This is a genomic window from Micromonospora sp. C81 (assembly GCF_018070425.1).
Classification (GTDB): Bacteria; Actinomycetota; Actinomycetes; order Mycobacteriales; family Micromonosporaceae; genus Micromonospora; species Micromonospora zamorensis.
This window is the reverse complement of the sequence record NZ_JAGPXS010000014.1, coordinates 57,032-72,902: the sequence shown is the minus strand read 5'-3', so window position 1 is coordinate 72,902 and position 15,871 is coordinate 57,032. Positions and strand designations below refer to the sequence as shown.

19 protein-coding genes are annotated in these 15,871 nt (G+C 72.7%); 3 read left to right on the top strand and 16 right to left on the bottom strand.

Annotation, left to right across the window (positions count from 1 at the left end; translation table 11 throughout):
- Positions 1 to 3 precede the first annotated feature (3 nt).
- Positions 4 to 1,308: a low temperature requirement protein A gene (locus tag KBX46_RS22050; RefSeq protein ID WP_210793892.1), complete on the bottom strand. Its 1,305-nt coding sequence runs from the start codon at positions 1,306 to 1,308 to the stop codon at positions 4 to 6.
- Positions 1,309 to 1,416: 108 nt separating this feature from the next.
- Positions 1,417 to 2,868, bottom strand: a complete 1,452-nt coding sequence (locus tag KBX46_RS22045) for a PLP-dependent aminotransferase family protein (protein ID WP_099855988.1) — start codon at positions 2,866 to 2,868, stop codon at positions 1,417 to 1,419.
- 59 nt (positions 2,869 to 2,927) lie between these two features.
- On the opposite strand from KBX46_RS22045, the gene KBX46_RS22040 reads away from it, so the two are divergent.
- Both KBX46_RS22040 and KBX46_RS22035 read left to right on the top strand, forming a co-directional pair.
- Entirely contained in the window at positions 2,928 to 3,668 is a 741-nt protein-coding gene (locus KBX46_RS22040) for a YitT family protein (RefSeq protein ID WP_247667948.1), read from the top strand.
- A gap of 101 nt (positions 3,669 to 3,769) precedes the next feature.
- The gene (locus KBX46_RS22035) at positions 3,770 to 4,231 is read left to right on the top strand and encodes a hypothetical protein (RefSeq protein WP_210793891.1); all 462 of its coding nucleotides are present in this window, start codon (positions 3,770 to 3,772) and stop codon (positions 4,229 to 4,231) included.
- A gap of 5 nt (positions 4,232 to 4,236) precedes the next feature.
- On the opposite strand, the gene hisF is transcribed toward KBX46_RS22035, so the two are convergent.
- The 12 genes from hisF to hisD all read right to left on the bottom strand — a co-directional run bounded on the left by hisF (position 4,237) and on the right by hisD (position 12,474).
- Entirely contained in the window at positions 4,237 to 5,004 is a 768-nt protein-coding gene (hisF, locus tag KBX46_RS22030; RefSeq protein WP_210793890.1) for an imidazole glycerol phosphate synthase subunit HisF, read from the bottom strand.
- A gap of 73 nt (positions 5,005 to 5,077) precedes the next feature.
- Positions 5,078 to 6,076: an NADP-dependent oxidoreductase gene (locus tag KBX46_RS22025; protein ID WP_210793889.1), complete on the bottom strand. Its 999-nt coding sequence runs from the start codon at positions 6,074 to 6,076 to the stop codon at positions 5,078 to 5,080.
- Between the two features lie 46 nt (positions 6,077 to 6,122).
- Entirely contained in the window at positions 6,123 to 6,554 is a 432-nt protein-coding gene (locus KBX46_RS22020; RefSeq protein ID WP_088949353.1) for an organic hydroperoxide resistance protein, read from the bottom strand.
- 5 nt (positions 6,555 to 6,559) lie between these two features.
- The gene (locus tag KBX46_RS22015) at positions 6,560 to 7,006 is read right to left on the bottom strand and encodes a MarR family winged helix-turn-helix transcriptional regulator (protein ID WP_088951911.1); all 447 of its coding nucleotides are present in this window, start codon (positions 7,004 to 7,006) and stop codon (positions 6,560 to 6,562) included.
- A 79-nt stretch (positions 7,007 to 7,085) separates the two neighbouring features.
- A complete protein-coding gene (locus tag KBX46_RS22010) occupies positions 7,086 to 7,475 on the bottom strand; it encodes a RidA family protein (RefSeq protein ID WP_088949354.1) in 390 nt (129 codons plus the stop codon).
- Positions 7,472 to 8,197 (bottom strand): bifunctional 1-(5-phosphoribosyl)-5-((5-phosphoribosylamino)methylideneamino)imidazole-4-carboxamide isomerase/phosphoribosylanthranilate isomerase PriA, encoded by a 726-nt coding sequence (gene priA, locus KBX46_RS22005; RefSeq protein WP_088949355.1) that lies wholly within the window; start codon positions 8,195 to 8,197, stop codon positions 7,472 to 7,474. The genes KBX46_RS22010 and priA overlap by 4 nt, the downstream gene beginning before the upstream one ends.
- 14 nt (positions 8,198 to 8,211) lie before the next feature.
- Positions 8,212 to 8,535 carry a hypothetical protein gene (locus tag KBX46_RS22000; RefSeq protein WP_088949356.1) on the bottom strand — a complete coding sequence of 108 codons (324 nt, stop codon included), beginning with the start codon at positions 8,533 to 8,535 and terminating at the stop codon, positions 8,212 to 8,214.
- 36 nt (positions 8,536 to 8,571) lie between these two features.
- Entirely contained in the window at positions 8,572 to 9,204 is a 633-nt protein-coding gene (gene hisH, locus KBX46_RS21995) for an imidazole glycerol phosphate synthase subunit HisH (protein WP_088949357.1), read from the bottom strand.
- A gap of 13 nt (positions 9,205 to 9,217) precedes the next feature.
- A complete protein-coding gene (locus KBX46_RS21990) occupies positions 9,218 to 9,388 on the bottom strand; it encodes a hypothetical protein (RefSeq protein WP_165435803.1) in 171 nt (56 codons plus the stop codon).
- A 58-nt stretch (positions 9,389 to 9,446) separates the two neighbouring features.
- Positions 9,447 to 10,058 (bottom strand): imidazoleglycerol-phosphate dehydratase HisB, encoded by a 612-nt coding sequence (hisB, locus tag KBX46_RS21985; protein WP_210793888.1) that lies wholly within the window; start codon positions 10,056 to 10,058, stop codon positions 9,447 to 9,449.
- Positions 10,058 to 11,155 (bottom strand): histidinol-phosphate transaminase, encoded by a 1,098-nt coding sequence (locus KBX46_RS21980; protein ID WP_210793887.1) that lies wholly within the window; start codon positions 11,153 to 11,155, stop codon positions 10,058 to 10,060. Before KBX46_RS21980 ends, hisB begins: the two co-directional genes overlap by 1 nt.
- A complete protein-coding gene (gene hisD / locus KBX46_RS21975) occupies positions 11,152 to 12,474 on the bottom strand; it encodes a histidinol dehydrogenase (protein ID WP_210793886.1) in 1,323 nt (440 codons plus the stop codon). Before hisD ends, KBX46_RS21980 begins: the two co-directional genes overlap by 4 nt.
- A gap of 106 nt (positions 12,475 to 12,580) precedes the next feature.
- Here hisD and KBX46_RS21970 point away from each other — a divergent pair, with 106 nt between their 5' ends.
- The gene (locus KBX46_RS21970) at positions 12,581 to 13,288 is read left to right on the top strand and encodes an LON peptidase substrate-binding domain-containing protein (protein ID WP_088949361.1); all 708 of its coding nucleotides are present in this window, start codon (positions 12,581 to 12,583) and stop codon (positions 13,286 to 13,288) included.
- Here the strand turns inward: KBX46_RS21970 and KBX46_RS21965 are convergent.
- On the bottom strand, positions 13,200 to 14,030 hold the full coding sequence (locus KBX46_RS21965; protein WP_210793885.1) for a DUF2567 domain-containing protein: 831 nt from the start codon (positions 14,028 to 14,030) through the stop codon (positions 13,200 to 13,202). The two genes, KBX46_RS21970 and KBX46_RS21965, sit on opposite strands and share 89 nt — an antisense overlap.
- Positions 14,031 to 14,086: 56 nt before the next feature.
- Positions 14,087 to 15,814 (bottom strand): AAA family ATPase, encoded by a 1,728-nt coding sequence (locus tag KBX46_RS21960; protein ID WP_247667947.1) that lies wholly within the window; start codon positions 15,812 to 15,814, stop codon positions 14,087 to 14,089.
- Between the last annotated feature and the right edge of the window lie 57 nt (positions 15,815 to 15,871).

Here is a 15,871-nt window from a genome sequence, read left to right as displayed (position 1 = left end):
CTCTCACAGGTGGTGGCCCCGCCACCTCGTGTGTTCCTCCTCCGCGGCGAGCTGCTCCTCGAACGCCTTCTGCCGGACCCCGGCCCGGCGCCGCGAGTCGACGACCGTCTGTGCGGCCACGGCCAGCGCTGCGGCCAGGGCCAACATGCCCAACGCGATCAGCTCGGGCAGCGACCCGGCAACCGGCACCAGCGCGACCAGCAGCAGGATCCCGCCGATCGTGGGCCAGCGGGGGGCACCGAGCATCAGCCGGCCGAGCACGATGAGCGCGAGCAGGTAGAGCGCGACCCCACCGTAGAGCGCCAGCAGGTCGAAGCTCGGCAGCGGGATGCCCCAGCTCGGTGTGTTGGGGTCGGCGCCCTCGTGGATCAGCCCCTTGAGCCCGAGCGCGAACAGGATGATGCCGGCGATGACCGGCAGGTGCAGGTAGCTGTAGGCGTTCCGGGCCAGGATGGCACGGGCGTCCGGGTCGCGGGTGCGGTGCAGGGTCTGTTCCATGCCGAGCGCCAGGGTGTCGAAGTACGCCCACCACATCGCGGCGACCACCGCGACGCCGAGGAGCGCGGCGAACAGCACCGGCCAGGTCAGCGGCAGAACGGCGATCCCGCTGGGGCTGAGTCCGAGCGCGATGATGGTCTCGCCGAGGGCGACCAGGACGATCTGACCGTGCCGCTCCGCCCAGTGCCCGGCCGAGAGCACCGTCCACCCGCTGCCCCGCAGCGTGAGGCCGGCTCCGTACTCCACGCCGAGGGCCGCGAGCCAGCACAGCAGGCGGGCCACCGACTCGGCTGTTCCGTCGAAGAGCCGCTGCGGCAGCAGCCCGGCGACCACGATGAGGGCCGTGGCCAGCAGCAGCGGCAGAACGAGCAGCCGCCAGCGTCGACGCACGTCGCGGTTCCGGCGGCCGATCCACAGGAAGATCACCGTCTCGCTCACCCGCACCAGGAAGTAGCAGGTCGCGAAGACCAACGGACCGAACAGCCCACCGGGCCGGTCGACGAACGCCTTCGGCAGACTCAGCGCCAGCACGAAGGCGGCGGCGATGGTGACGAAGCCGATCGCCGGGACGATGCCCTGGTCGGTGCGGATCAGGTTGCCCAGCACGGCGAACCCGGACCAGCACCACCAGAGCAGGGCCAGCAGCACCAGGCACTGCACCAGGCCCCGGGCGGTCGGATTGCCGGCGGTGGCCGTGGTGACGTGCAGGAACGCGAAGACGAAGACCAGGTCGTAGAAGAGTTCGAGCGGGGTCGCCCGTGAGCCCGGCGCGCTCCGGCGGACCCCGCGCATCCCCCCGCCCTCGCCCATCAGGAGATTGTGGCAGCCAGGATGGGGCGAAAGGTACATTCCCGCATACCGTGGAGAGATCTGGCGCTGGCCCGACGATCGTGGGCCGGTGGTCGGTTCGGCGATGGCTCAGGCGATGACGGCGGGCTCCCGCCATCGCTGCCGGCCGGTGCGGTCCAGGTCGTAACGCACCGCCGCGATCCGCCCCACGGCCTCCACCAGGTCCGCGGCCGGCAGGGTGAACGGCAACCGCAGGAACCGCTCCATGGTGCCGTCCAGGCCGAACCGGGGGCCGGGAGCCAGCCGTACGCCGACCTCCTCGGCGGCCCGGGCCAGCGCGCTGGAGACCGGGCCGTCCAACTCGGCCCACAGCGTCACGCCACCCCGGGGAACTGTGACCCGCCAGTCCGGCAACCGCTGCGCCAGCGCGCCGAGCAGAGCGTCGCGCTGGACGGCCAACTGGACCCGGCGCTCGGCCACGATGGCGTCGGCGTCGGCGAGCAGGTGCACAGCGACCAGCTGGTCCAGCACCGGGCTGGCCATGTCCACCCCGACCCGGACGGCGGCCAGCCGCTGCACCTGCGGCGCGGAGGCGCGCACCCAGCCGATCCGCAGGCCGCCCCAGTAGGGCTTGCTCATCCCGCCGATGCTGATGACCCGGCTGTGCCGGTCGTAGACGCCGACCGGGGGCGGCAGCTCGGTGCCGTCCAGCGGAAGGTCCACGAAGGACTCGTCGATGACCAGATCGGTGCCGACCGCGTGAGCGGCGGCCACCACCCGCTCGCGCAGCGAGGCGGGCATCAGGTGCCCGGTCGGGTTCTGGAACTCCGGAATCAGGTAGGCCAGCTTGGGCCGGGTCTGCCGGAGGCTGCCCAGCAGCAGGTCCGGCTCCCACCCGTCGGCAGCCAGGCCGTGGGTGGTGATCCGGGCCCGTCGCCCGGCCAGCGCGGCGAGCGCGTTGGGGTAGGTCGGTGACTCGACCAGCACACTGCCGCCAGGGGCCAGGGCGAGTCGCAACACGAGGTCCAGTGCGTGCTGAGTGCCGCTGGTGACCATGATCTGGTCGGCCGAGGTGGGCAGGCCCCGGGCGGCGTACGCGTCGGCCACCGCCTCGCGCAGCTCGATGATGCCGGTCGGGTGGTAGCCGGCGCCGCCCAGATAGCGGGGCAGGTCCTCGGTGGCGGCACGGGCGGCCGTCAGGAGCTGCGGTGGGGCCGCCAGCGCGGCGACACCGAGGTCGAGCATCTCCCGGTCGTCCAGCGGGGTCCACAGGCCGGTGCTGGCCACCCGGTGGTTGCCGGGCAGCATCGTCCAGCTGCCGGCGCCGCGGCGGCTTGCCAGGTGCCCGGTCTCGCGCAGTTGCCGGTACGCGGCGGTGACAGTGGTCCGGCTGATCCGCAACGCCTCGGCCAGCTCCCGTTCGGCGGGAAGGCGGACGCCCAGCGGCAGCCGGCCGTCGGCGAGCAGACCGCGCACCGTGCCGGCCAGCGCGGCGTAGTCGGGGCTGCGTCGGCGGCCCGGCAGGGCGTGCCACTGACCAAGCAGACGCGCCAATTGGACGCCGCGCACCTGACCCGTCATGGCCACTCCCCGGATATTGGCTTCTTCCTCGACGTGGATTGGCACCTAGGGTGGCATGCATGGCATTGCTTGGCAATCTGCGGCACCGGCCGGTTCGACGGTTGGTCCAGCTCTACCTCGGGCTCGTCCTCTACGGCGTCAGCATGGCCCTGATGGTCCGCTCCGACCTGGGCCTCGACCCATGGGACGTGTTCCACCAGGGCCTCTCCAAGTTGACCGGGCTCTCGTTCGGCACCGTCACCATCGGCGTCGGCGCGCTGGTGCTGCTGCTCTGGATCCCGCTGCGACAGCGGCCGGGTCTCGGCACGATCAGCAACGTCGTGGTGATCGGTCTGGTCGTGGACGCCACACTGGCTCTAATGCCCGCCGGTGGCCCCCTCGGCGTCCGGATCGCGCTGCTCGTCACCGGGATCGTCGCCAACGGCGCCGCCACCGGCATGTATCTCGGTGCCCGGCTGGGCCCGGGCCCACGTGACGGGCTGATGACCGGTTTCGTGGCCCGCCGGCCGGGCTGGTCGGTCCGGCTGGTGCGCACCGTCATCGAGGTCACCGTCCTGGCGCTGGGCTGGCTGCTCGGCGGCACTGTCGGCCTGGGCACTGTCGCGTACGCGCTGGCCATCGGTCCGTTGGCCCAGCTCTTCATCCCGCCGTTCGCCGTACCCGAGGAAAGTGTGTCCGACGCCACCGCGCACGAGGCCACCGTCCCCGACGGCGCCGTGTCCGACGGCGCCGACACTCCCCCGGCGGAGGCCGACGTGCCGCGACCAGGCAGCACCGCCCCGGCCGCTCCCACCGGCTGAGACCTCACCGACCGTTCGCGAACCGGTACACGGTGGTGGTCCGGTGTGCCGGATGGAGGGTGGGTGTTCCCTTCCGCGACGCGCGCCGTCATCATCTCTGCATGGGGGAGAACGGTTGGCGCTGGACGGACGCCTGGATCTTCGTGTCGCTGGTCATCGCGAGCGGAGCCGGACGGCACCACCGGTCGGCCACGAGTCGACGGCCGGAGGGCGTCCGCCTGACCGACGTGCTCTCCACCGCCGACCACCTCAACCACACGATCCCGCAAAGGCACGAGGTGGAGGCCGCGATCCGGCGGCTGGTCGGCGCCGGGCTGGTGAGCGTCGCCGACGGCTGGTTCCGGATCACCGCCGAGGGTGAGCAGCTCTGGCGCACCCGCCCTCGGGCGGGGGTGGCGACCATGGTGGACACCGTGCAGGGGGTGCTGACCCGCCGGCACGCACCCGGCAGCGCGGACTGGATCCTGGAAGAGGCCGACCACGCGGCGGCCGTCCAGGAATACGCAGTCCGTTCGATCCCGACGCCCCGGCGGTCACCGGAGGGGCAATCCGGCGTGCACTGACCGGCTCAGCGCACCGGGTGGCCGCTGCGGCGCAGCGCGTCCTTCACCTCGGCCACGGTCAGCTCACCGAAGTGGAAGACGCTGGCGGCGAGCACCGCGTCCGCTCCGGCACCGATCGCGGGCGGGAAGTGAGCCACCTCACCGGCGCCGCCACTGGCGACCACCGGCACGTCCACGACCGCCCGCACCGCGGCGATCAGCTCCAGATCGAAGCCGGCCTTGGTGCCGTCGGCGTCCATCGAGTTGAGCAGGATCTCCCCCGCGCCCAGCTCGGCGCTCCGCTGCGCCCACCGCACCGCGTCCATTCCGGTGCCGCGCCGACCGCCGTGGGTGGTGACCTCGAAGCCGCTGGGCGTGCCGCCGTCGGGCGACCGACGCACGTCGAGGGAGAGCACGAGCACCTGCCGGCCGAACCGGTCGGCGATCTCGGCGATCAGCTCGGGGCGGGCGATGGCGGCGGTGTTCACGCCGACCTTGTCCGCCCCGGCGCGCAACAGTGTGTCGACGTCGGCGACCTGCCGGACCCCGCCACCGACGGTGAGGGGGATGAACACCGACTCGGCGGTGCGGCGCACCACGTCGAGCATGGTGCCCCGGTCACTCGAGGACGCCGTGACGTCGAGGAAGGTCAGCTCGTCCGCGCCCGCCCGGTCGTACGCGGCGGCCAACTCCACCGGGTCGCCGGCGTCGCGAAGGTCGAGGAAGTTGACCCCCTTGACCACCCGCCCGGCGTCCACGTCCAGGCAGGGGATCACGCGCACCGCCACCGTCATGCCGCGAGCCTATCCTCCGTCAACGACACGGCGGTCGACCCGATCGGGTCGACCGCCGTGAACGAGGCCTGGGTCACACCTTGACGAGCATCTTGCCGAGGTTGTCGCCACGCAGCAGGCCGATGAACGCGTCCGGAGCGTTCTCGATGCCGTCCACGATCGTCTCGTCGTAGGACAGCGTGCCCTCGCGCAGCCAACCGGCGACGTCGCGGACGAACGCCGCCCGCATGTCGTTGTGGTCGTTGACCAGGAAGCCGCGCAGGGTGAGCCGCTTGCCGATGACCAACGCCAGGTTGCGCGGCGCGGCCGACGGCTCGGTCTCGTTGTACTGCGAGATCATGCCGCAGATCGCGGCCCGGCCGTGCAGGTTCATGGCCGAGATGGCGGCCTCCAGGTGATCGCCGCCGACGTTGTCGAAGTAGACGTCGACGCCGTTTGGCGCGGCTGCCCGCAGCGACTCGCGGACCGGCCCGTCGTGGTAGTCGAACGCGGCGTCGAAGCCCAGCGCCCGCAGCCGCTCGACCTTGGCCGGTGAGCCGGCGCTGCCGACCACCCGGCCGGCACCCTTGAGCTTGGCGATCTGGCCGACCAGGCTGCCGACCGCGCCGGCCGCGGCGGAGACGAAGACCGTCTCGCCGGGCTTCATCGCGGCGACCTCCAACAGCCCGGCGTACGCGGTCAGCCCGGTCATGCCCAGCACGCTGAGGTACGCGCTGACCGGCGCCACGCTCGGGTCGACCGGCCGGGCTGCGGTGGCGTCGAGCAGCGCGTACTCCCGCCAGCCCAGCCCGTGCAGGACGGTGGTCCCGACGGCGACGTCCGGTGCCTCGCTGGCCACCACCTCGCCGATCGAGGCACCGTCGAGCGGCGCGTCGAGGGCGAACGGCGGCACGTACGACTTGACGTCGTTCATCCGTCCGCGCATGTACGGGTCGACCGACATGTACTGGTTGCGGACCACGATCTGGCCCGGGCCCGGCGTCGGGACGTCGGTCTCGACGAGCCGGAAGGTGTCCTCGGTGGGCCAGCCCTGAGGGCGGCTGGCCAGGTGGATCTCGCGGTTTCTGGTCACGGGGTGGTCGTCCTCTCGTCCGCGGTGGGGGTCTCGGTCCGCGAGGTCACGCGGCCAAGGTCTCCCGGACGGTCAGCGTGACGTCGATGTTGCCGCGGGTCGCGTTCGAGTACGGGCAGACCTGGTGGGCCTGCTCGACGATCTGCTCGGCGGTCTCGCGGGAGACGGCGGGCAGGTCGACGACGAGCTCGACGGTGAGCCCGAAACCGCCGCTGCCGTTCGGGCCGATGCCCACCTCGGCCGCGACGACGGAGTCGCTCACGTCGGCCTTGGCCCGGCGGCCCACCAGTCGCAGCGCGCTGTGGAAGCAGGCCGCGTAGCCGGCGGCGAAGAGCTGCTCGGGGTTGGCGGCGCCGCCGGCGCCACCCATCTCCTTCGGCACGGCCAGGTCGAGCGCGAGGGTGCCGTCGGAGGTCTCGACGTGGCCGTCGCGGCCATCACCCTTGGCGGTCGCGGATGCGGTGTAGATGACCTGCATGAGAGTCACTGCTCCTTCTGTCGATGGATGGTGTCGGTGACCCGGGTGAGCGTGTCGCGCAATGCGACAAGCTCATCGATGCCCAGCCCGGTGGCCAGGGCGATCCGCAGCGGGACGTCGCAGAGCTGCTCCCGCAGCGCCCGCCCCTGCTCGGTGAGGCCCACCTCGACCCGCCGCTCGTCGCGCGCCGACCGCCGCCGAACCACCAGGCCCGCTCCTTCCAGCCGCTTGAGCAGCGGGGAGAGCGTGCCGGAGTCCAGTCGCAGCTCGGCGCCGAGCTCGGACACCGTGGGGGCGTCGTCGGGGCGTTCCCAGAGCACCAGCAGCACCAGGTACTGCGGGTAGGTCAGCCCGAACTCGTCGAGGATCGGCCGGTAGACGTCGGTGAGGGCGCGCGACGCGGCGTAGAGCGCGAAGCACACCTGTCGGCGCAACAGCAGATCATCGGTCACCGCTGAACCGTAGCCCACAATTAAGTTGTGCACAACTTATCTGGCCGGGAAGCGGCCGGCACCACGCCGACCGCCGACCTCAGCGACCGCCGAGGTACGCCTCCAACTCCACCTCGACCAGGTGCTCCGGATCCAGCAGACCGGCCACCACCACCAGGGTCGCCGCCGGCCGGACCGCGCCGAAGACCGCGTTGTGCGCCCGGCCCACCTCGTCGGCGTGCAACCGGTCGATCACGTACATCCGGGTCCGGACCACATCGCCGGGCTCCGCACCCACCTCGGCCAGCGCGTCCAGCCCGATCCGCAACGCCTGCGCGGTCTGGGCGGCGGCGTCACCGACGTGCACCACCCGACCGTCCACCGTTGCCGTGCAACCGGCCGTGAACGCCAGGTCACCGGCCCGGACCACCCGGGAATAGCCGTACCGCTGCTCCCACGGGCCACCCGAGGAGAGCCGGGTGACCGTCACGCCTCGGCCAGAGTCCGCAGCGCCTCGGCCACCGTGAAGGCACCCGCGTAGAGCGCCTTACCGGCGATCACACCCTCCACCCCGAGCGGCTCCAGGGTCGCCAACGCCCGCAGGTCGTCCAACGTGGACACCCCACCGGAGGCGATCACCGGCCGGTCGGTGCGGGCGCACACCTCGCGCAGCAGGTCCAGGTTCGGCCCGCGCATCGTGCCGTCCTTGGTGATGTCGGTGACCACGTACCGGCTCGCGCCCGCCTTGTCCAGCCGCTCCAGCACCTCGTACAGGTCACCACCGTCGCGGGTCCAACCGCGCGCGGAGAGGGTGTGGCCGCGCACGTCCAGCCCGATGGCCACCCGGTCGCCGTACTCCCCCACCACCCGGTCACACCAGACCGGGTCCTCCAGGGCGGCGGTGCCGATGTTCACCCGGGTCGCCCCGGTGCCCAGCGCCGCCCGCAGCGACTCGTCGTCCCGGATGCCGCCGGAGAGCTCCACCTTCACGTCCAACTGACGCACCACCTCGGCGAGCAGGTGCGCGTTGGTGCCCCGACCGAACGCCGCGTCCAGGTCGACCAGGTGGATCCACTCGGCGCCGTCCTGCTGCCAGGCCAGCGCCGCGTCCAACGGCTCGCCATAGATGCTCTCGCTTCCGACGGCGCCCTGCACGAGCCGGACGGCCCGGCCGTCAGCGACATCCACAGCAGGTAACAGGGTGAGGCTCAACGTCTTCTCCTCGATCAGGTACGACGGTCCAGGGCGATCACGACGATCGCCGGCAGTACGAGCAGCAAGAGCACCATCAGCGCGACACGCAGCGCCAGGTTGTCGACGAACGTCCAGATCAGAATCAGCGCGGCACCGGTCAGCAGCACGATCGCGGCCCGCTCACCCCGGCTGTGCCGGGGCAACCGTCCGGAGCGGCCCCGCCGCACCTGCGGCGTCAACCGGCGGACCACCGCGCGACGGCGCTGACGGCGCGCCACCTGCCGCTGCCGGACGGCCCGCTCCCGGGCCTGCTCGGCCTCACGCACCGCCCGACGACGGGCCCGTTCCCGGCTCACCGCGACACCCTCGCGCCGGGCACCGGGCGACGACGGTCAGTCACCGCTGGGCAGCGTGACGAGCCAGTTGCGCAGCAGCGCGGCACCGGTGTCGGCGGACTTCTCCGGGTGGAACTGGGCCGCCGACAGCGGACCACGCTCCACTGCGGCGACGAAATCAGTGTCGTGATGGGCGGTGGTCACCGTGGCACCGGCAGCAGCCAGCGCCGCCGGGTCCCCCATCGCGTACGAGTGGACGAAGTAGAACCGGCTCTGCTCCGACAACCCGGCGAAGAGCACCGACCCTTCGGGCGCCCGGACCGTGTTCCAACCCATGTGCGGCAACCGGGTGGCGGCCAACCGGGTCACCCCGCCGGGCAGCAACCCGAGCCCCTTGGTCACCACACCGTGCTCCTCGCCGTACTCGAAGAGCACCTGCATGCCCACACAGATGCCGAGCACCGGCCGACCCGCCGCCACCCGCTCGGCGATCACCGGGCCGGCACCGAGGGCCTCGATCCCGGCCATGCACGCCGCGTACGCGCCCACCCCCGGGACCACCAGGCCGTCGGCGGCGGCCGCGGCGGCCAGGTCGTCGGTCACCCGCACGTCAGCGCCAGCGGCGGCCAGCGCCCGCTCCGCCGAGCGCAGGTTGCCCGAGCCGTAGTCGAGCACCACCACATCACTCATGTCGTCACCCCGATCACCCGTTCTCCGGCAGCAGCCGCAGAACCCCGGCGACAGTGGCGAGCACCGCGAGCGCCGCGGTGACCAGGACGGCCGCCTTCGGCGCACCCTGCCGGTAGAGCGACCAGGTGCCACCCACCAGCACCCCGGCCAGGATCAGCAACAACGTCGGCAACGCGGCACCCATCAGAGCCACCCTCGAATCGCGACTGCGGGGCTCCGCTGCGCTGCACTCCTCGCGCTCATCAGAGAGCACCCTTCGTGCTGGGAATCGCGCCCGCCGAGCGTGGGTCGATCGCTGTCGCCTCCCGCAGCGCCCGGGAGACCGCCTTGAACTGCGCCTCCACCACGTGGTGCGAGTCCGGGTGACCGCCCGGCCGGGCCGCCCGCAGCACGTCGACGTGCAGCGTGACCCGGGCCGCCTGACCGAAGGACTCCCAGATGTGCCGGGTCATGCTCGTCGCGTACACCGGCCCGATGTACGGGGCCAGCGCCGGCTCGTCGTGCACCACGTACGGCCGACCCGAGAGGTCCACCGCGGCCCGGACCAGCACCTCGTCCATCGGCACGGTCGCCGAGCCGTACCGCCGGATGCCGGCCTTGTCGCCCAGCGCCTGGTCGAACGCGGCACCCAGGGCGAGCGCCGTGTCCTCGATCGTGTGGTGCGCGTCGATCTCCAGGTCACCCACGGTGCGCACGGTCAGGTCGAAGCCGCCGTGCCGGGCGATCTGGTGCAGCATGTGGTCGTAGAAGCCGACGCCGGTGCTGATCTCGGCGGCGCCGGTGCCGTCGAGGTCGATCTCGACGAGGACCTTGGTCTCCTTGGTGATCCGCTCCACCCGGGCGGTCCGGCTCATCACACAGTCTCCATTGCAGAAAGGAAGGCGTCGGTCTCGGTCGGGGTGCCCGCGGTCACCCGCAGCCAGCCGGACAGGCCGACGTCACGGACCAGCACCCCCTGTGCCAGCAGCGCCTTCCAGACGGTGGTCTGGTCCCCGCCCACCTCGAAGAGCACGAAGTTGGCGTCGCTGTCGGCGACCCGCAACCCACGCTCGCGCAGCGTCGCCACGATCCGGTCCCGCTGCGCCATGATCGCGCTGACCGTGCCGAGGAGTGCGTCGCGGTGGGTCACCGCCGCCCGTGCGGCGGCCTGGGTCAGTGCGGAGAGATGGTACGGCAAACGGACGAGCTGCACCGCCTGCACCACCGCCGGGTCGGCGGCCAGGTAGCCCAACCGCCCGCCGGCGAAGCCGAACGCCTTGCTCATCGTGCGGCTCACCACCAGCCGCGGGTGGCCGGGCAGCACCGCGAGGGCGCTGACCGTGCCCGGTCGGGCGAACTCGGCGTACGCCTCGTCCACGACCACCATGCCCGGCGCGACGTCGAGCACCGCGGCGATCACCGCCGGGTCCAGTGCCGTGCCGGTGGGGTTGTTCGGCGAGCAGAGGAAGACCACGTCGGGCCGGTGCTCACGGACCTGGGCGACCGCCTCCTCGGCGGTCAACCCGAAGTCGACGCCGCGCTCGGCGGGCACCCACCGGGTGCCGGTGCCGAGGGCCAGCAGCGGATGCATCGAGTACGCCGGAACGAAGCCGAGCGCGCTGCGCCCCGGCCCACCGAACGCCTGCAAAAGCTGCTGCTGGATCTCGTTGGAGCCGTTGGCGGCCCACACCTGCTCGACGGTGAGCCCGTGCCCGAGATATTCGGCCAGGTCGGCCCGGAGCGCCAGCGCGTCCCGGTCCGGGTAGCGGTTCAACTCGCGCAGCTCGGCAGCGAGCGCCTTGCCGATCGCCTCGACCACCGGCTCCGGCACCGCGTACGAGTTCTCGTTGGTGTTGAGCCGCACCGGCACGTCGAGCTGCGGCGCCCCGTACGGCGAGAGCCCGCGCAGGTCGTCGCGGATCGGCAACTCATCCAGGCTGCGCCAGCTGGTTCGCTCGCTGCGCTCGCTCATGCCGCTCCACCCGGGAAACGGGCCTGGACCGCCTGGCCGTGCGCCGGCAGGTCCTCCACGTTGGCCAGGGTCACCACGTGCGGGGCCACCTCACGCAGAGCGGTCTCGGTGTATTCGATCAGGTGCACGCCGCGCAGGAACGACTGCACCGACAGGCCCGAGGAGTGCCGGGCGCAGCCGCCGGTGGGCAGCACGTGGTTGGACCCGGCGCAGTAGTCGCCGAGCGACACCGGCGACCAGGCGCCCACGAAGATCGCCCCAGCGTTGCGGACCCGCAGCGCCCACTGCCGGGCGTCGACCGTCTGGATCTCCAGGTGCTCGGCCGCGTACGCGTCGACCACCCGCAACCCCGCCTCAAGATCGTCGACCAGGACGACGCCGCTCTGCTCACCGGTCAGCGCCGTGGTCACCCGCTCGGTGTGCTTGGTCGCCGGCACCTGCCGGGCCAACTCCCGCTCGACCGACTCGACCAGCGCCAGCGACGGGGTCACCAGCACGCTCGCGGCGAGCGGGTCGTGCTCGGCCTGACTGATCAGGTCGGCGGCCACGTGCGCCGGATCGGCCGTGTCGTCGGCGAGGATGGCGATCTCGGTCGGCCCGGCCTCGGCGTCGATGCCGACCACGCCGCGCAGCAGCCGCTTGGCGGCGGTCACCCAGATGTTGCCGGGGCCGGTGATCAGGTCGACAGGGTCGCACCGCAACTCACCCAACGGGTCGACCGCGGCGCCGTACGCCAGCATCGCCACCGCCTGGGCCCCGCCCACGGCGTACACCTCGTCGACACCGAGCAGCGCGCACGCGGCGAGCACCCGGGGGTCGGGCAGACCGCCGTTGTCCTTCTGCGGCGGGCTGACCACCACCAGCGACCGCACGCCGGCCGCCTGCGCGGGCACGACGTTCATCACCACTGTCGACGGGTACATCGCCAGGCCACCGGGCACGTAGAGGCCGACCCGGTCGACCGGCAGCCAGCGCTCGGTGACTGTGCCGCCGGGCACCACCTGCGTGGTGTGGTCGGTGCGCCGCTGGTCGTCGTGGACCCGACGGGCCCGGCTGATCGACTCCAGCAGCGCGGCGCGCACAGCCGGGTCGAGCACCCCCTCGGCCTCGGTGATCGCCTCGACCGGCACCCGCAGCACCTCCGGGGAGATGCCGTCGAATCGCTCGCTGGCCTCTCGGATCGCCGGGTAGCCATGCTCGCGAACCGCCTCCACCAGCGGGCGGATCCGCTCGACGGCAACCGACACGTCGAGCTGGGCACGGGGCAGCAGGCGGCGCGGGTCTTCGAGACCCTTGCGCAGGTCGATCCGATTCAGCACCCTTGCGAGTCTAGGCGGCCGGCCCGGTGTACACCCGAGCCGCCCGTCCGCCGGGACGGTGAGCCGGGCCACGCCCACGCCGGCGGGATTGGTTAGGCTCGACCATGTGACCGCACGGCTGCCGGTGTTTCCGCTCGCAACGGTGCTCTTTCCCGGGTTGGTGCTGCCGCTGCACATCTTCGAGGAGCGCTACCGGGCGCTGGTCCGACACCTCGTCGACCTGCCCGAGGGCGCTCCCCGCGAGTTCGGTGTGGTGGCCATCCAGGCTGGCTGGGAGGTCGCGCCCGCCGGTCCCGGCGCCCGTGCGACGCCCGGCGTCGGCGACGTCACCCTGCACGAGGTGGGCTGCACCGCCGAGCTGCGTCAGGTGACCGAGCTGACCGATGGCGGCTTCGACATCGTCACGGTCGGCCGACGCCGTTTCCGGATCGCCGAGGTCGACGACAGCGCGGCCCCCTATCTGACCGCCGACGTCGAGTGGCTGCCCGACCCGGCCGGGTCGGACGAGGTGGCCGATCTGCTGGCCGCCCGGGTGATCGCGGTGTTCCGGCAGTACCTCGGCCTGATCCGCTCCGACCCGGAGGAGATCTCCGAGCAACTGCCGGAGGATCCGACGGTGCTCTCCCACCTGGTGGCGGCGACCGCGGCGCTCACCGTCGACGACCGGCAGCGCCTGCTGGCCATCGACGACACCGCTGCGCGGCTGCGCGCCGAACTGCGGCTGCTCAACCGCGAGGCGGCTCTGCTGCGCCAGGTGCGGGCGGTTCCGGTGCCGCTGGCGGAGCTGGCGTCGTCCCCACCGACACCCAACTGAGGTCGGCCGGCTCGGGTTCCGGGCGCAGGCCCGGCCACCGCGACCAGCCGGCCAGCAGGGTGTACGTGATCGCGGCCCCGAAGGCCGGCAGCAGCAGGTTGCCGTGCGGCACCGGAAGGACGCCGAGCAGCCAGTCGACCCCGCCGGCCCGCAGGTCCGGGGGCTTGGTGAAGGACTGCCCCGCCGGGGCGGTGTCCAGCAGCCGGTCGAAGGTGGCCAGACCGACCCGCCGCCCCACCTGCCAGGCCACCGGCGCGGCGGCCAACGCGCCGAGAACCGCGGCGAGCAACCCGACCGGGCCGCGCCGCCGGCGCAGCACGAACCACAGGGCGAGCGCCACCAGCAGCCCGAAGCCGAGCCCGAGCAGACTGAACCACCCGTCCGCCGCGATGGGCTGCTCCGGTTGCGGGTCGGCGTAGATCGCCCCCTCGGCGGTCTTGAGCACCGGCGTGGCCGGCGCGAGCACGGCCCACAGCAGCCCGAACGGCACACCCAGCACGGCCAGTGCGAGCACGGCGCCCAGCACCGTCGCCGCGGTGCGCAGCGGACGACGCGGCTCGTCGGAGGTCAACTCGAACCAACTCCGGGACGCGGTCGAGGATGCGGCGCCCGGCGGTTCGGCGTACGCCGGCGGTTGGGCAGCGGGCTGTGTCTGCGACGTGGTCGTCCCCGACGGGTCGGGCGAAGCGGCCCGGTCGGGATCGTCGACGGGCCGCTCGGGTTCGGGGTTGTCCGGGCTCACCCGATGATCCTCTCAGGCCCGGTGCGGGGCCGGGGCTCCGGTGGCGGCAGACCAGCTCACCGGGCGAACGGCTCCACCATCATCGCCGCCGCCTGCAACCAGGCCTGCCGGGTCTCCGGCTGGAGTTGGTGGTACTCGATCGACGACCCGGTCTCCAGCGCCGGGTCGTAGGGCACCACGGCCACCCCACGCGTACGGGTGGCGAAGTGCCGCTCCAGGTCGTCCTGCAACGACGAGCGGCCCGGGGTCGGGCAGGAGATGAGGGTGATGGCGTTGTCCGCCAACTCGCCCATGCCCTCCTCGTGCAGCAGGTCGAGCATCCAGTCGGCGCTGAACGCCGCGTCCTCCCGGGGCACGGTGGTCACCACGAGCTGGTCGGCGGCCTGCATCACGGTGCGCCAGTTGGGGCTCTCCACGTTGTTGCCGGTGTCGACGCAGACCACGTCGTGGGTGCGCCGCAGCAGCTCCAGCACACGTCGGACGGTGAACTGGTCCAGTCGTTGGGCGAAGCGCGGGCTCTCCTCGCCGGCCAGCACGTCGTACGAGCCGTCGGATGCGTGCCGCAGGTAGTCGTCCAGCCGACCCAGCAGGGTCTCGCCCTCGAGGATCTCGATCTGCGCCAGGTCGGTGATCAGGTGACGGATCGTCCGGGCGTGCCGGGCACTGCCGGCGCGCAGCCCGAGGGTGCCGCGCAGCTCGTTGTCGTCCCAGGCCAGCACGCCCTGCCCGCGCACACTGCCGACAGTGGCTGCGGCGAGCACGGTGGCGGTGGTCTTGTGCACCCCGCCCTTGGGGTTGGCGAAGGCGAACACCCGGGGCGTGCCCAGGTCACGCCGGAGCACCCCGTTGGCGCGTTCCTGCTCCTGGTCGACGCCCTGCGGGCGCCACTCGATCCGGGGCGGGTAGGCGCGCTCGGCGACCGCCGAGCCGACCGCCGGGGCGGGTGGCGGTGCCACCGGCGCGACGGGTGGCGGGGCCACCGGCGGTGCGACCGGTGCGGCGAGTGGCGGTGCGACCGACGGGGTCGCGGGCGCCGGGTAACCGGTCTCGGGTTGGTAGCCGGTCTCCAGCAGGGCGTACCGGGACTGCACCGGCGGGTCGCCCGGCCGGTAGCCGTTGTCCAGCAACGCGTACCGCGACTGGGCCGGGTCGGGGACGGCCGGCGGTGGCTCGGGCTCGGCCCGGTACGTCGGTTCGGCCCGATAGCCCGGCTCGGCCCGGTATTCCGGCTCGACGCGATAGCCAGGCTCGGCCCGGTACGTCGGCTCGGCCCGATAGCCCGGCTCGGCCCGGTATTCCGGCTCAACGCGATAGCCAGGCTCGGTCCGGTACGTCGGCTCGGCCCGGTATTCCGGCTCGGCGCGGTACGCCGGCTCGGACCGGTACGCCGGCTCCGACCGGTAGTCCGGCTCAGAGCGGTACACCGACTCGGCCCGATAGTCCGGCTCGGCGCGGTAACCCGGCTCCGCCCGGTAACCCGGGTCGGCCCGGTAGGCGGGGTCGACACGGTAGGTCGCCTCGGCCCGGTAGTCGGGCTCCGCGCCGTACGACAGCTCGGCCGGATGCCCGATGGCGGACGCCCGCCCGGCGTTGCCGTTCGGTGCCGCGCGCCGTGGCAGCGGGTCCGGTGACGGGTCGTCGGCATGCCGGTCCGGCTCGGTCTGCTCCGCGCCGCGACCGCCCAGCCGGGCACGGTCCAACAACGCGCGCCACCGCGGCGCTGGTTCGGCCGGCCGGCCCCAGCCGGTCTCACTGCCCTCCACGGCCCGCCCTCCCAGCACCATCGATCTCCGTCTGACAGGCTACGAACCAAACCCTATTCGGACCACACCTCAGAGCGC